This window comes from Dorea sp. OM07-5 (assembly GCF_003481355.1).
Taxonomy (GTDB): Bacteria; Bacillota; Clostridia; order Lachnospirales; family Lachnospiraceae; genus Dorea_D; species Dorea_D hominis.
Map to the genome: position 1 here is coordinate 98,003 of NZ_QUKZ01000002.1, position 16,969 is coordinate 114,971.

The 16,969-nt window shown below is 43.1% G+C and carries 13 protein-coding genes; all 13 read left to right on the plus strand.

Going from position 1 to position 16,969, the window contains the following annotated elements; genetic code table 11:
* Window positions 1-14: 14 nt before the first annotated feature.
* On the plus strand, window positions 15-434 hold the full coding sequence (locus tag DXC04_RS02260; protein ID WP_118659751.1) for a putative ABC transporter permease: 420 nt from the start codon (window positions 15-17) through the stop codon (window positions 432-434).
* A 78-nt stretch (window positions 435-512) separates the two neighbouring features.
* Window positions 513-3,158 carry a DNA mismatch repair protein MutS gene (gene mutS / locus DXC04_RS02265; RefSeq protein ID WP_330426408.1) on the plus strand — a complete coding sequence of 882 codons (2,646 nt, stop codon included), beginning with the start codon at window positions 513-515 and terminating at the stop codon, window positions 3,156-3,158.
* A 3-nt stretch (window positions 3,159-3,161) separates the two neighbouring features.
* The gene (gene mutL / locus DXC04_RS02270) at window positions 3,162-5,282 is read left to right on the plus strand and encodes a DNA mismatch repair endonuclease MutL (protein WP_118659753.1); all 2,121 of its coding nucleotides are present in this window, start codon (window positions 3,162-3,164) and stop codon (window positions 5,280-5,282) included.
* Entirely contained in the window at window positions 5,282-6,232 is a 951-nt protein-coding gene (gene miaA, locus DXC04_RS02275) for a tRNA (adenosine(37)-N6)-dimethylallyltransferase MiaA (RefSeq protein WP_118659755.1), read from the plus strand. Before mutL ends, miaA begins: the two co-directional genes overlap by 1 nt.
* Window positions 6,233-6,256: 24 nt before the next feature.
* On the plus strand, window positions 6,257-7,540 hold the full coding sequence (locus DXC04_RS02280; protein ID WP_021861005.1) for a methionine gamma-lyase family protein: 1,284 nt from the start codon (window positions 6,257-6,259) through the stop codon (window positions 7,538-7,540).
* Window positions 7,541-7,562: 22 nt separating this feature from the next.
* Window positions 7,563-8,828, plus strand: coding sequence for an NAD(P)/FAD-dependent oxidoreductase (locus DXC04_RS02285; RefSeq protein WP_118659757.1), 1,266 nt, complete (start codon window positions 7,563-7,565; stop codon window positions 8,826-8,828).
* Between the two features lie 29 nt (window positions 8,829-8,857).
* Window positions 8,858-10,483, plus strand: coding sequence for an NAD(P)/FAD-dependent oxidoreductase (locus DXC04_RS02290; RefSeq protein ID WP_118659759.1), 1,626 nt, complete (start codon window positions 8,858-8,860; stop codon window positions 10,481-10,483).
* A gap of 96 nt (window positions 10,484-10,579) precedes the next feature.
* A complete protein-coding gene (locus tag DXC04_RS02295) occupies window positions 10,580-10,840 on the plus strand; it encodes a DUF4321 domain-containing protein (RefSeq protein ID WP_021861002.1) in 261 nt (86 codons plus the stop codon).
* A 42-nt stretch (window positions 10,841-10,882) separates the two neighbouring features.
* A complete protein-coding gene (gene radC, locus DXC04_RS02300) occupies window positions 10,883-11,584 on the plus strand; it encodes a RadC family protein (RefSeq protein WP_117537200.1) in 702 nt (233 codons plus the stop codon).
* A gap of 17 nt (window positions 11,585-11,601) precedes the next feature.
* A complete protein-coding gene (locus DXC04_RS02305; RefSeq protein WP_021861000.1) occupies window positions 11,602-12,624 on the plus strand; it encodes a rod shape-determining protein in 1,023 nt (340 codons plus the stop codon).
* 1 nt (window position 12,625) lies between these two features.
* Window positions 12,626-13,495, plus strand: a complete 870-nt coding sequence (gene mreC / locus DXC04_RS02310) for a rod shape-determining protein MreC (protein WP_021860999.1) — start codon at window positions 12,626-12,628, stop codon at window positions 13,493-13,495.
* 16 nt (window positions 13,496-13,511) lie between these two features.
* Window positions 13,512-14,030, plus strand: coding sequence for a rod shape-determining protein MreD (gene mreD, locus DXC04_RS02315; RefSeq protein ID WP_118519354.1), 519 nt, complete (start codon window positions 13,512-13,514; stop codon window positions 14,028-14,030).
* Entirely contained in the window at window positions 14,023-16,962 is a 2,940-nt protein-coding gene (locus DXC04_RS02320) for a penicillin-binding transpeptidase domain-containing protein (protein WP_199692516.1), read from the plus strand. The genes mreD and DXC04_RS02320 overlap by 8 nt, the downstream gene beginning before the upstream one ends.
* Window positions 16,963-16,969: the final 7 nt, after the last annotated feature.

Below are 16,969 nucleotides of genomic sequence, written 5' to 3' on the forward strand. Positions count from 1 at the left end.
GTGAGGGCGTTTTTATGGGTAGAACCGGAAAATATCTCTGCCTCATCGGAATCGGAGGCAGTCTGTATTATGTATTTGAACAATTGTTTCGCGGATTTTCGCACTGGAGCATGTTTCTGCTTGGTGGAATCTGTTTCCTGTTTATTTATCTGCAGGGCAGCAAGATTGGATGGGATGAACCACTGTGGAAACAGATCTTGAGATGCGATATTTTTGTAGTTTCCATGGAATTTATGACAGGAATCGTTGTAAACTGTATGTGGCATATGAAGGTATGGGATTATACAGATATGCCATTTCAGATCTTAGGGCAGATCTGTCTGCCTTTTGCAATCATTTTTGCAGGACTCTGTGCGGTTGGAATTTTTCTTTCCAGCTACCTTGCCTGTTACCTGTTCGGCGAAGAAAAACCTGTTTTTCATGTTCTGAGATGAGAAATTCTATCTTTTCCCACCGGAAAAATAATGTTATAATAAAATGTAAACTTAAAATCGATACAAAGGAGAATAGATGTGGCTGAATTAACACCAATGATGCAGCAATACATGAAAACAAAAGAAGAATACAAAGACTGTATCTTGTTTTATAGACTGGGAGATTTTTATGAAATGTTCTTTGACGATGCAATCACAGCATCAAAAGAACTGGAGATCACCCTGACAGGGAAGAACTGCGGGCTAGAGGAACGGGCACCAATGTGTGGAGTACCTTATCACGCTGTGGACAGTTACCTGAACCGGCTTGTGTCCAAAGGATATAAAGTTGCAATCTGTGAACAGATGGAAGATCCTGCGACAGCGAAAGGAATTGTAAAGAGAGAAGTTGTCAGGATCGCAACACCTGGTACGAATCTGGATACCCAGGCATTGGATGAGACGAAGAACAATTATCTTATGTGTGTCGCATACATTGCAGACCGGTATGGTGTATCGGTTGCGGATGTGACAACCGGAGATTATTTTGTGACCGAGATAGAAGACAGTGAAAAGTTATTTGATGAAATTTACAAATTTATGCCCTCAGAGCTTATTTGCAATGAGGCTTTTTATATGAGTGGCATGGATTTTGACGATTTAAGAGAACGTCTTGGTATCACCGTTTACTCGCTGGATGCATGGTATTTTGATGATGAAATCTGCACGAAGACGCTGGAAGAGCATTTCCACTGTGCAACACTGGAAGGGCTTGGACTTGCGGATTATGACTGCGGTGTTGTAGCGGCAGGTGCACTGTTCCAGTATCTGAAGGAGACGCAGAAGAATGCACTGACACATATGTCCAGACTGATACCGTATACGAATGGCAAATATATGCTTCTCGACAGTTCTACAAGACGGAATCTGGAACTTTGTGAAACAATGCGTGAGAAGCAGAAAAGAGGTTCCCTGCTCTGGGTTCTCGATAAGACGAAAACTGCGATGGGAGCGCGGACACTGCGCAAGTATATTGAACAGCCATTGTTACATAAAAAAGAAATTGATGAGAGACTGGATGCGGTAGAGGAATTTAAAAACAATGCGATCGCAAGAGAAGAGATCCGAGAATACCTGACACCGGTCTATGACCTGGAACGTCTCGTCAGCAAGATTACATACCAGTCTGCCAATCCAAGAGATCTGACCGCTTTTGAGAGTTCCCTCTCCATGTTGCCACATGTAAAGACGATCTTAAGTGATATGCAAAGTACCCTGAACCGGGAACTGTACGATGCGTTAGATCCACTGGAAGATCTGTGTACACTGGTGAAAAAGGCAATTAAGGATGAGCCACCGCTTGCCATGAAAGAGGGTGGCATCATCCGGGATGGTTACAATGCAGAAGTAGACAAGTTAAGACATGCCAAGTCTGACGGAAAAGAATGGCTTGCCAAGTTGGAAGAAGACGAGCGGGAAAAGACCGGAATCAAGAATCTCAAAATCAAATATAATAAAGTATTCGGCTATTATCTGGAAGTAACTAATTCTTTCAAGAATCTGGTGCCGGAGTACTATACAAGGAAACAGACACTTGCCAATGCGGAACGCTACATTATTCCAGAATTAAAAGAACTGGAGGACACGATCCTCGGTGCAGAAGATAAGCTGTATGCGCTGGAATATCAGCTCTACTGTGAGGTGCGTGACACGATTGCAAAAGAAGTTGTGCGTATCCAGACAACAGCGAAAGCGGTTGCGAAGATTGATACTCTGGCTTCTCTGGCACTGGTCGCTGAACGTAATAATTATGTGCGTCCGAAGATCAATGAGAAAGGTGTCATTGATATCAAAGACGGCAGACATCCGGTCGTAGAGAAGATGATTCCGAATGATATGTTCATTACAAATGATACTTATCTGAATGATAAGAAGAAAAGAATTTCTATCATCACCGGACCGAACATGGCTGGAAAGTCAACTTATATGCGCCAGACAGCCTTGATCGTACTGATGGCACAGATTGGATCCTACGTTCCGGCATCTTCGGCAAATATCGGACTTGTTGACCGTATTTTCACCCGAGTGGGAGCATCGGATGATCTGGCTTCCGGACAGAGTACCTTTATGGTAGAGATGACAGAAGTCGCGAATATTTTACGAAATGCGACAAGCAAGAGTCTCCTGATCCTTGATGAGATTGGGCGTGGAACAAGTACCTTTGACGGACTGAGTATTGCGTGGGCAGTGATTGAGCATATCAGCAACAGTAAACTGCTGGGAGCAAAGACATTATTTGCAACGCATTATCATGAGCTGACGGAACTGGAAGGAAAGATTGATAACGTGAATAATTACTGCATTGCCGTGAAAGAAAAAGGCGATGACATTATCTTCCTTCGTAAAATCGTAAGCGGTGGTGCGGACAAAAGTTATGGTATTCAGGTGGCGCGTCTTGCCGGTGTCCCAGCTTCTGTTACAGACCGTGCAAAAGAAATTGTAGAAGAACTGGTGCAGGCAGACATCACGTCACGGATCAAAGATATTGCAGTGGCAGGAAGTGAGTCGAAACACAAAGCGAAGAAATATGATGATGTGGATCTGGCACAGATGTCATTGTTTGATACCGTCAAAGATGATGATGTACTTCAGGAACTCAAAAACCTGGATGTAACGAATCTGACGCCGATTGACGCACTGAATACACTGTATCAGTTGCAGAACAAGTTAAAAAACAGGTGGTAGTTTATGTCAAACATACATGTATTAGATCAGATAACAATTGATAAGATCGCAGCCGGAGAAGTGATTGAACGTCCGGCTTCTGTTGTAAAAGAGCTGGTAGAAAATGCCATTGATGCCGGTTCCGGTTCTGTGACTGTAGAGATCAAAGAAGGCGGCATTTCTTATATGCGCATTGCTGACAACGGCTGCGGAATTGCACGAGACGATGTTCAGAATGCATTTCTCAGACATTCTACGAGCAAGATCCGCGCTGCCGAAGATCTGGAACATATTGCATCTTTAGGCTTTCGTGGTGAAGCGTTGTCCAGTATTGCGGCTGTCTCACAGGTCGAGATGATTACAAAAACAAAGGAACAGCTTCTTGGAACGCGTTACCAGATCGCCGGTGGAAAAGAAGAAGAACTGGAAGATACCGGAGCTTCGGATGGAACAACATTTCTGATCCGTCAGCTTTTTTATAATGTGCCGGCAAGACGGAAATTTTTGAAGACACCGATCACCGAAGCAAGCCATGTCGGCGATCTGATGACGAGACTTGCACTGTCGCACCCGGAGATTTCTTTCCAGTTCATCAATAACGGGCAGTCCAGACTGCATACATCCGGAAATGGAAATTTAAAAGATGTCATTTATCACGTATATGGAAGAGAGATTACTGCTAATCTCATTCCTCTGGAATATAAGAATAACGGGCTTTCCTTAAGCGGCTACATTGGAGCGCCGCTCATTTCCAGAGGAAACCGTAATTTTGAAAATTATTTTATTAATGGCCGCTACGTGAAAAGTAATATTATTTACCGTGCCATTGAAGATGCATATAAAGATTTTTCCATGCAGCATAAGTTCCCATTTACCGTCTTTCACATTACGATTGATGGAGAACATGTAGATGTGAATGTCCATCCAACAAAGATGGAGCTTCGGTTTAACAATCAGCAGGAAGTGTATAATACACTCTATGAAGCAATCGACTCGGCACTTCACGGAAGAGAACTGATTCCGAAGGTGACACTAGATGAGCCGAAAGTGCCGAGGGCAGAGGCTGTGCCGGTAACGAAGGAAAAGCAAAATTTCCGTACAACCGGATCTTCGGTCAGCTTTGCATCAACTGCCGGGAATATGACAAAACAGGCAGCGCAATCAGAAATGTGGGCTGGGGTGCAGACACCGGTGAAACAAAAAACGAAAATACCGCCGAAAGAAGAGCGGAATCTGGATTATTTCATGGAACAGATGAAAAAGCGTGTAACATCTTATCACCAGCAGAATTCATCTGCGGAAGTAAAGAGCCGGTCAGATATTTTTAAGCCTGAACGGCAGGCAGACCGGATAAGAGAAGCGGTGTCGCAGTACAAAGCGGCTGCAAAGGATGCGAAGAAACAAGAGTTTCCTAAAAAGACAGATGTAACACCAGAAATACCGGGAACTGCTAAAACAACGGCTGAAAAGGCAACAGCAAATGGACAAGGTATTGACATCAAAGCAAATGAAAAACCGGAACAGATGGATCTCTTTGAAGATCGTTTTCTTGACAAAGAACGGAAAGCAGATTATACGTTGATTGGGCAGATTTTCGATACCTACTGGCTTGTCCAGTTCGAAAATAGTCTGTATATTATCGACCAGCATGCAGCACATGAAAGAGTTCTGTATGAACGGACATTGCGGGAAATGAAAAACCGGGAATTCACATCCCAGATGATCAGCCCGCCGATCATTCTGAACCTGACGATGCAAGAGGCGGAGCTGCTCAGACAGTACATGGATCGCTTTACAAGAATTGGATTTGAGTTTGAAGAATTCGGGCAGGATTCTTTTGCGGTAAGAAGTGTTCCGGATAATCTGTTCAGCATTGCCAAAAAAGATCTGCTTCTGGAAATGATTGACCATTTATCGGATGAGCTTAACAGAAACCAGCCGTCCGACCTGATTGATGAGAAGATTGCGTCTATGTCTTGCAAAGCGGCAGTAAAAGGCAATATGAGTCTTTCTGCTGCAGAAGTCGACACCTTGATCGGCGAACTGCTTCTTCTGGATAATCCGTATCATTGTCCACACGGAAGACCGACGATTATTTCCATGACTAAACGGGAGTTAGAAAAGAAATTTAAGAGGATTGTATAATGAAGAAAAAACCATTGATCATTCTTACCGGTCCGACGGCCGTTGGCAAAACAAAGGCCTCCATCGGACTTGCAAAAGCAGTTGACGGCGAGATTATTTCCGCTGACTCGATGCAGGTTTACCGGCATATGGATATCGGCTCTGCGAAGATAAAACCAGAAGAGATGGAAGGCATACCGCATCACCTGATTGATGTACTGGAGCCGGATGATGAATTTCATGTTGTAAAATTTCAGCAGCTTGCCAAAAAAGCGATGCGGGAAATCTGGGAACGCGGGCATATTCCGATCGTTACCGGTGGAACCGGATTCTATATCCAGGCATTGCTTTATGATATTGATTTTGATGAAAATGAAAAAGAAGATGCATGCCGGAAAGAACTGGAAGCTTATGCCAGAGAACATGGAGCAGAAGCTTTGCATGAGAAGCTTGCTTTTGTTGATCCGTCATCTGCTGAAATGATTCATCCAAATAACATCAAGCGTGTGATACGTGCGCTGGAATTTTATGAGCAGACCGGAAAACGAATTTCCGAACACAACGAGACACAGCGTCAAAGGGAGTCCCCGTATGCATTTGCCTATTTTGTGCTGACAGATGACAGAGCACATCTGTACGAACGTATTAACCGGCGTGTCGATCAAATGATTGAGGAAGGTCTGGTAAATGAAGTACAGGCTTTAAAAGACAAGGGCTATACAAAGCAGCTTGTTTCCATGCAGGGACTTGGCTACAAAGAAATTCTGGATTATCTGGATGGCAATTGTACGCTGGAAGAAGCTATTTATACAATTAAGCGGGATACAAGGCATTTCGCCAAACGTCAGCTCACCTGGTTTAAGAGAGAGCGGGATGTAATCTGGATCAACAAACAGTCATTTGGTTATGATGCGGAGCAGATTTTAGACGAAATGCTTTCAAAACTCCCGTGGAAAGCAGAAAAAAAATGATATATATAATGAGAGGATAAGAACATGTCAGAGATTACAAATATGTATGAAAAAATGGGTATTCGCCCAGAAGTACTGAAATTTGGAAATACTATTGAAAAAGATTTAAAAGAACGTTTTGGCGAGATTGATCAGCGTGCCGAGTACAATCAGTTAAAAGTATTGCACGCTATGCAGAAAAATCACGTAAGTGCAGACTGCTTTAACTATGTCAGCGGATATGGATATGACGATCATGGAAGAGATACACTGGAGAAAATTTACGCAGATGTCTTCCATACAGAAAGTGCACTGGTTCGCCCACAGATTACCTGTGGAACACATGCGCTGGCACTTTCTCTTGCAGCGAATTTACGCCCGGGAGACGAGCTTTTGGCGGCTGGCGGCAAGCCTTACGACACACTGGAGGAAGTAATCGGTATCCGCCCTTCCAAAGGATCGCTTGCAGAATATGGGATTTCTTACAGACAGGTAGACCTTCTGGAAGATGGGACATTTGATTTTGATTCCATCCGTGAAGCAATCAATGAAAAAACAAAGATGGTTACGGTACAACGTTCCAAAGGTTACCAGACGCGTCCGAGCTTTTCTGTTGCACAGATCGGGGAAGTGATCCGTTTTGTCAAAGAGATCAAACCAGGAGTGATCTGCATGGTTGATAACTGCTACGGAGAATTTGTAGAAGAAATCGAGCCAAGTGATGTAGGTGCGGATATGGTTGTCGGTTCTCTGATCAAAAATCCGGGAGGCGGACTTGCGCCGATCGGCGGCTATATTGCCGGTAAAGAAGAACTGATTGAAAACTGTGCATATCGTCTGACTTCTCCAGGACTTGGAAAAGAAGTCGGCGCATCTCTCGGAATCATGCAGTCATTCTATCAGGGACTGTTCCTTGCCCCGACAGTTGTAGCAAGTGCATTAAAGGGTGCTATTCTTGCGGCAAAAATTTATGAAAAACTGGGGTACCCGGTTGTACCAAACGGAACGGAAAGCCGTCATGATATTATCCAGGCAGTAGAACTTGGCTCTGCCGAGGCAATGATTGCCTTTTGTCATGGTATCCAGGCGGCCGCACCGGTAGATTCCTATGTTGCTCCGGAACCGTGGGCAATGCCGGGATATGACAGTGATGTAATTATGGCGGCGGGTACATTTGTACAGGGCTCTTCGATTGAGCTGAGTGCAGACGGACCAATCAAACCGCCGTATGCGGTTTATTTCCAGGGCGGTTTAACATGGCCAAGCGCAAAACTTGGAATCCTGATGTCTCTGGAACATCTTGTAAGAGCCGGTATTGTAAAATTATAAGCAATAAATATAAGGAGTATTTATGGCAAAGATCGTAATCATCGGAGGCGGTGCGGCAGGCATGACGGCAGCGATCGCAGCAGCCTGGGCAGATCCGTCTCATGAGATTCTTATATTAGAACATAAAAATCAATTAGGAAAGAAATTATTATCTACCGGAAACGGTCGCTGTAATTTCACAAATGCTTATATGGAAAAAGAATGTTTTTACAGTGATTCGAAAGATGTGATACCATGTGTTCTTGATAAATTCGGAACAGATGAGACGCTGGATTTCTTTCGAAAATTAGGTGTATATCCGAAAGACCGGAACGGTTATTACTATCCGAGATCGGATCAGGCACAGACAATCCAGCGGCTGTTGATTCTTGAATTAAAAGCACTGGGCGTAACATATAAGACAGACATTCATGTAACCGAAGTGCAACGAAATAAAAAAGGATTCCGCATTTTTACAGATACACCGGGAATGAGTATTCATGCCGATCGGTTGATTCTCGCATGTGGTGGACGCGCAGCGGCTGTTCTCGGTTCAGACGGAAGCGGATATACACTTGCAAAGATGCTTGGACATTCGCTTGTTCCGGTTGTTCCGGCACTTGTGCAGTTAAAAGTAAAATCGCATCCACTGGCAAAGGCTTCCGGTGTGCGTACAGAAACAAAAGTTGAAATCTTTGATGGAAGCGATACGAACAATCACCCCGTAATTCTCGGAAGCGACACCGGAGAAGTTCAGATCACTGCTTATGGCATTTCCGGTATACCGGTATTTCAGATCAGCCGTCTGGCGGCAAAACTTTTGTATGAGAAAAAAACGCCGGTTGTACGGATAGATTTCTTTCCTGGAATGTCTGAAGAAGAGTTAAAATCCTATTTACAGAAACGTACGCAGAACCGTGAAACTTATATGGTTTCCGAATTTCTGCTCGGTCTTCTGAATCAGAAACTAATCACGGTGCTTTTAAAAACAGCCGGAATACCGGAAAAACTGTATGTGAAAAAGTTGAAAACACCGGATTGGGATAGACTTATTTCTACATTAAAGAGGTTGGAACTTGTCATTTCTGACACGAATGGGTTTGACAATGCACAGGTTTGCGCCGGAGGTGTAAATCTTACAGAGATTGCATCTGATACAATGGAGTCGCGTATCTGTAAGGACCTGTATCTTGCCGGAGAGCTGCTGGATGTTGACGGCATCTGCGGAGGCTACAATCTGCAATGGGCATGGGCAAGTGGGTATCTTGCCGGATGTGCTGCCGCAGGTAAGAAAAACACCGGAAAATAAAAGTAATAAAATAACAGGAGTTAAAACGGATGATCCAAATTTCAAATCTGAAACTACAGATTCCACATACAACAAAGCGTCTTAAGGAAAAAGCTTTGAAACAACTGCACATCCGCGAGCAGGACCTTATCGGATTCCGGATTGCAAAACGTTCTCTGGATGCACGGAAAAAGCCGGTGTTGTATTATGTCTATACACTGGAACTGTCAGTAAAAAACGAAGCAGGATTACAGAAGAAAAATCTGCCGAAAAATGTAAACGTCTGCAAAGCAAAGCCGATATATGCACCGGTTCCAACCGGCACAGAAACACTTGCACATGCGCCGATAATCGCCGGAAGCGGACCGGCAGGATTATTCTGTGCATATAGCCTGGCAAAAATGGGCTATGCACCGGTTCTTGTAGAGCGGGGAGAAGATGTGGATACACGAATGCAGGATGTAGAAGCGTTCTGGAACGGAGGCTCTTTAAAGCCCAATTCCAATGTCCAGTTCGGAGAAGGTGGAGCCGGAACGTTTTCAGACGGAAAACTGAATACGTTGGTTCACGATAAAGAGGGCAGAGGCAGAGCTGTTCTGGAAACATTTGTAAAATTCGGAGCGCCTAAAAAAATTCTTTATGATAATAAACCACATGTAGGGACAGATATTCTTGCTGTTGTTGTAAAACGTATGAGAGAAGAAATCTGCCGTCTGGGCGGACAAGTCCATTTTCATACACAGGTAACAGAACTTTTAACAGAAGAGGGAAAGCTTACCGGAATAAAACTTCAGGATACACATAGTGGCGAAGTGACAGACAAGCCAACGCAGGCACTTGTCCTTGCAATCGGACACAGTGCAAGAGATACATTTGAAATGCTGAAAAGAAAAGAAATTCCGATGACAACAAAGGCTTTTGCGGTTGGTGTCCGTGTGGAACATAAACAGTCCATGATCAATGAAAATCAGTATGGAAGCGCACAGCCGGATGGACTTCCGGCAGCTCCATATAAATTGACTGCCAATCTGGAAAATGGAAGAGGCGTCTATACTTTCTGTATGTGTCCGGGCGGATATGTCGTGAATGCATCTTCGGAAGCCGGAAGACTTGCCGTAAATGGAATGAGTTACAGTGGCAGAGATGGTCAAAATGCGAACAGTGCAGTTATTGTCACGGTAACACCGGAAGATTACGGCACGGATGATGTACTTGCAGGAATGGCATTTCAGCGGAAACTCGAGGAAGCCGCATACAGAGCAGGAGAAGGGAAAATCCCGGTGCAGTTATTCGGAGATTTCTGTGAAGACAAAGCTTCTGAAGCAGAAGGCAGAGTTACCCCACAGATGAAAGGTGCATATCACTGGACGAACCTGCGTCCGGTATTCCCGGAAGTGATCGCTGATTCACTGGAAGAGGGGATACGCTCGTTTGATCAGAAGATAAAGGGATATGCGGATGCGGATACGGTGCTTTCAGGAGTGGAGAGCAGGACATCCTCTCCGGTACGCATTCTGCGGGATGAGACACTGCAGAGCAGCGTGCGCGGACTTTACCCTTGCGGAGAGGGCGCAGGGTATGCCGGAGGAATTACTTCCGCTGCAATGGACGGGCTTAAGACAGCCGAAGCAATCAGCCGGGTTTACCGTCCTTTCGACATATCTGGTACATGTTAAGAAAAAATTAATGGGATAACTCTATACACTTTTTCGGAAATATGATAAAATGTATTGAGTTTTTCGAAGAGATAAACACGAGGAGGAGTACATATTATGAAGGGAAAAGGAGGCAAAAACGCCTGGGCTTTATTTCTGCTATTACTGGCAGGGATTGTTCTTGGTGGTTTTATCGGCATGCTGGCAGACGGTGTATCTTCACTGAACTGGCTCAGCTATGGACAGACGTTCGGACTGGATGATCCGGTGGTTCTGAATCTGGGACTGCTTGTTGTGACATTCGGACTTACAATTAAAATTACCATTGCAAGCATCATTGGCGTGATTGTAGCAATTTTCATTTATCGTTTCCTTTAATTTAAGATTTTAAAGGGATCGTCGTACGAATCTAAAGATGAGATGAATCAATCAAATACCATGAAAGAAATTCCAAGTGTGGAACGGCCTTATGAGAAATGTGTGGAGATGGGACCGGAGAGTTTGACAGATATCGAACTTCTGGCAGTGTTTCTCCGTACGGGGACCAAAGGTGAGAATGCTGTTGAACTGGCGAAAAGGATCTTATATGATTCCGGTCAGAACGGGATTCTGGGTATTCACCATTTTTCCTTACCCAGGCTTCTTAAGCTTAAGGGAATAGGGAAAGTGAAAGCCATACAGATTCTGTGTCTGTCAGAGCTGGCAAAACGATTGGCAAAAGCGTCTGCGAAAGAGCATCTCAGATTTTCATCCCCCACATCAATAGCTGATTATTATATGGAAGATTTACGGCATGAGAGTCAGGAAGTTATGAAACTTCTGATGCTGAATACAAAAGCGGAACTGATCTGTGAACGAAACATTTCAAAAGGAACAGTGAAAGCATCGATCATTACGCCGCGAGAGCTTTTTGTGGAAGCTTTGAAACAGGAAGCTGTATCCATTGTGCTGTTACATAATCATCCGAGCGGAGATCCGACTCCGAGCGCGGATGACCGACTGATCACAGGTCGTATCGCACAGGCAGGAGCGCTGGTTGGAATTGATTTGTTAGATCATATTATTATTGGCAATCATTGTTATATGAGCTTTCGCGAAGAAGGACTATTAGAAAATGCTTGAGAAAGGATAAATATCAGATGGCAAGAAATACTTACGGACTGGATCTTGGATCTTATGAGATCAAGGTATATGATAAGAAAAAAGATACGATCTGGAAAGAAAAAGATGTAATTGCGATCAAAGACGGTACGGAGATTTTCGCTGTCGGAGATGATGCATATGGCATGTATGAGAAAGCACCGGACAACATTAATGTTGTATTTCCAATGAAGGAGGGTGTAATTTCCCATTTTAATGATATGCAGTTTTTGCTCCAGAATCTGTTGAAGAAAGGAAGACAGTTCGCCAGAGGTTCGGAATATGTAATCGCAGTTCCGACGGATGTGACAGAAGTTGAGAAAAAGGCATTCTTTGACCTGGTGATCCATTCTACTGCAAAGGCAAAAGAAGTAAATATCGTGGAGCGTTCCATTGCAGATGCAGTCGGGCTCGGACTTGATGTCAAAGAGACAAAGGGTGTGCTTATCGTGAATTTTGGCGGTGAGACGACAGAACTATCGGTTCTTGCAGAAGGCGGTATGGTTTTGAACCGGCTGTTAAAGCTTGGCGGAACAGCCTATGACCAGGCAATCGTCAATCTGGTGCGGCACAGCCATGATTTCCTGATCGGTCATCATACAGCTGAGATCTTAAGAAAACGTTTCGGCGTTTTTACCGGCGAGAAAGATGCAGCACTGTCTGTTGCAGGACGTGATCTAATCACAGGACTTCCAATGCGTAAGACAATTTCTTATACATTGATCCGTGCAGCGCTTCGTGATCCTTTGCTGGACTGCGTACGCGCCATTCATTCCTTACTTGACAGGACACCACCGGAAGTACGCAAAGCGATTCATGAGAACGGGATCTACCTGACTGGTGGCATGGCATATATGCCGGGACTTGAGACCTATATCGAGAAGGCAACCGGTATCCATACATCGACGTCGTCGGAACCGGACATTTGTGTCGTAAACGGATTGGAGAAAATCATTAAATCAAAAGAATTAAGCAAACTTGCATACTCAATGTTAGATCAAAATTATAGGTGGATGAGATAATATGAAGATAAAGAATCAATCGTCACTTCCAAGCAAATACTGGCTTCTGATCATAGCGGTTGTCTGTATACTTCTGATGGGAATTGAACATTTTACCGGCCATGCCGGTCCGGTTACTTTTGTTGCCAACTATACGGTTATTCCAATGGAAAAAGGGATCAGCTATGCCGGTACATGGATGAGTGACGTATCCAAAAACTTTCAGACAATGAAAGATATGACGAAGGAAAATAAAAAATTACAGAAAAAAGTAGATGAGCTTACAACCGATAATACAAGGCTCCGTCAGGAACAGTATGAACTGGACAGGCTCAAGCAGTTATACAAACTGGATGAAAACTACTCTGATTATAAGAAGATCGGAGCGCATGTCATTGCCGATAATGGCACGAACTGGTTCAGTGATTTTATAATTGATAAGGGAAGCAAAGACGGTATCAAAAAGAACTGCAACGTTCTTGCCGGAAGCGGTCTGGTCGGTATTGTCACAGAAGTCGGACCACATTATGCAAGAGTTCGTGCATTGATTGATGATGCAAGCAATGTCAGTGCAATGATGCTTTCTACTTCAGATACCTGTATTGTCCGCGGAGATTTAAAACTTGCTTCTGACGGACGACTCCGTTTTGAAAAACTTGCCAATAACGACAATAAGATTGAAGTGGGAGAGCAGGTTGTCACATCCCACGTCAGTGACCGCTACTTACAGGGACTGTTTATCGGATATGTCAGTGAAGTGAAGGTGGATTCCAACAATCTGACGCGTTCTGGTTATATTACACCAGCTGTTGATTACAGCAAGATCCAGGAAGTGCTTGTCATTACAAAAACCAAGCAGGAGATGATCAGCAGCCGGTCAAAAAAGAAGTAAGAAGGAGTAAGGATTCATGAAAAGAAAAGTAATTACTTTTTTCATCATATTAATCAGTTTCCTTTTGCAAAGTACGCTATTTGTCAAACTGAAATTCGGTGCAGTAAGTCCGAATCTTATGCTCGTAGTAACGTCCTCCTTCGGATTTATGAGAGGACGCAAATCCGGAATAGCTGTCGGTGCCATATCCGGACTTTTAGTAGATATATTCTGGGGACAGCTCCTTGGATTTCATACACTGCTATATACCGTGATCGGATATCTGAACGGTTCGTTTGAGCGCCTTTTTTACGATGAAGATGTCAAACTTCCGATCGTACTGATCTCCGCAAGCGAATTCTTATATGGAATCTGTATCTATGTATTTGTATATATGCTGCAGGGAGACTTTGCATTTGGAACATACCTGTTCAGTATTATTATACCGGAACTTGTATACACCATACTGGTAACCCTGATCCTTTATCAGGTGATCCTTCATATTAACCGAAAACTTGAATCAGAAGAACAAAGGAGTGCTAGTAAATTTGTCTAATTTATTCGAACGATTGAGAGATCGTATTGCAGAAATATTTAAATCCAGAATATTTGTTGCCGTGGTTGTATTCTGTATTATGTCTGCGGTTTTGGTACAACGTGTCTTTTATTTGCAGATTGTAAAAGGACAGGAATATCTGGATAACTATAAACTGCAAATCCAGAAAACAAAAGATGTTGAAGGTACCCGCGGGAATATTTATGACCGTAACGGAAAGCTGCTTGCTTATAATGAACTGGCATATTCTGTTACGATTGAAGATAACGGAGAGTATGATACTTTAAAAGAAAAGAACAAAGCTCTGAACAAGATCATCACAACGGTAATCAAGATGGTTGAATCAAATGGTGATACGGTGATCAATAACTTTGGTATTATTCTTGACAAGGATAAAGAATATGTATTTGCCGCAGAATCAGATACACAGAGACTTCGTTTTGTTGCCGATGTTTACGGCAAGAAGACGATCGATGAACTCAGCAAAGAGCAGAAAAATGAATCTGCTGCAGATATTATCCATTATCTCTGCACAGACAAGCGGAGTGGTTACGGAATCAATGAGAAGAAGCTGGATAAGCAGAGTGTTCTTAAGCTGATCAATATTCGCTATGCGATCGCTTTGAACAGTTATCAGAAATACATTGCAACAACGATTGCAGAAGATGTCAGCGATGATACCGTTGCAGATGTAATGGAAAATATGGATCATTTACAGGGAGTCAATATCGATGAGAAATCACTCCGTAAATATACGAACAACAAATGTTTCGCCAATCTGATCGGTTATACCGGACAGATTTCTACAGAAGAATATGATGCGTTGAGCCAAAAAGAACAGAAAGAATATGATAGGACCGATACCGTTGGTAAAGCCGGTATTGAAAAAACAATGGATACAACCTTAAAAGGTAAAAAAGGAACAGTCAAGCTGTATGTTAATAACGTAGGTAAAGTTCTGGATACTGTTCAGGGCAAGAAGGCAAAAGCAGGAAACGACCTTTATCTTACAATTGATGCGGATTTGCAGGTTGCAGCTTATAATATTCTGGAACAGGAACTTGCCGGAATTATATTAAGTAAATTGCAGAATACTTTGAATTATGACCGTACGAAGGTATCCGACGGAAGTGATGTGATCATTCCGGTTGGTGATGTATATAATTCCTTCATTTCCAATGATATTCTGGATATGACACATTTTTCGGATGATGATGCCAAGTCTACAGAAAAGGCAGTTCACAAAACATTTTCATCCAATAAAAAAGCAGTGCTTAAAAAGCTCAAAAAAATGTTAAACAGTTCAGGTGCTGCCGCATATAAAGATCAGTCAAAGGAATATCAGGCATACTTGAGTTACCTTGTTAATGATATGCTGACAAGCAATAATAAAGTACTGCTTTCAGGAAAAATCGATTCCAGTGACAAAACTTACAAAGCATGGCATGATTCTGAGACAATCAACATTAAAAAGTATCTGAACTATGCGATTTCCAAGAACTGGATTGATACTTCAAAATTAACAAATTATATGCCGAAGAGCGGAAAATATTCGGATTCTACAGAGCTATACAAAGCACTTGTTTCGTATATCATGGACGGACTGAAATCAAACAGCAGTTTTGATAAGATGATATACAAGTACATGATCAAAGCCGGTACAATCACCGGACGCCAGATTTGTCTGATGTTATATGAGCAGAATGTGCTGAAGAAGAGTGATGCACAGTATGCACAGTTAAAAGCCGGTAGTCTTGGCTCTTATGATTTTATCCGTGCAAAGATCAAGAAACTGGAAATCACGCCGGGCGAGCTGGGACTGGAACCATCTACAGGCTCACTTGTCATGACGGATCCAAATAATGGAGATGTGCTGGCATGTGTATCTTATCCGGGATATGACAATAACAAGCTGGCAAATACAATGGATTCCAATTATTACAGCAAGCTGTTAAATGACAGTTCCAGACCGTTATATAACAGTGCAACGCAGGAAAAGACAGCGCCCGGTTCCACATACAAGCCACTGTCTGCAATTGCCGGATTATCGGAAGGTGTTATTACAACATCATCTATTATTAATTGTTCCGGTATTTATAAGAAAGTAACACCGAATCCAAAATGCTGGGCTTATCCGAGTGCGCATGGAAGTCTGAACGTCTCACAGGCAATCCAGCATTCCTGCAACAGCTTCTTCTATGAAGTCGGATACCGTCTGAGTCTGAAACAGAATGGACTGAATCAGATACAGTCAGACAATGCAGAAGGAAAAGCAACTTCTTCTTATTATTCCAGCGACCGTGGACTTAATGTACTGAAGAAATATGCGAAAAAATTCGGACTTGGAAGTACTTCCGGTATTGAGATTCCGGAGGCGCAGCCACAGATTTCTGATGATTCTTCTGTTCCGTCAGCAATTGGACAGGGTACAAATAACTACACGACCAGCCAGCTTGCAAGATATATTACAACTGTTGCAAATAAAGGAACTGTATACAATTTGACAGTTCTTGATAAAGTAACCAATGTTAAAGGAAAGAGGATCAAATCTTACAAAGCCAAAGTAAAGAATAAGATCACAGATGTTCCGGATTCCACCTGGAGTGCAGTACACACAGGTATGCGTAATGTGGTACTTCTGGAACATAATGATATTTTCTCGAGCCTGAATCATACAAATCTCGCAATTTCCGGTAAAACCGGTACTGCACAGCAGGGAAAGACACATCCGGATCACGGATTGTTTGTCGGATTTGCGCCAAGCAATTCTCCGGAAGTCGCATGGGCAATCCGTATTGCAAACGGATACAGCTCTTCCCGTGCGGCCGAAGTCGGAAGAGATGTTATGAAATACTATTACAACAAAGGCGACAAGAAGAAGATCATCACCGGAGAAGCTGCAACGATTGGAAGCGGTTCCGGAGGCGACTAAAAGAAAG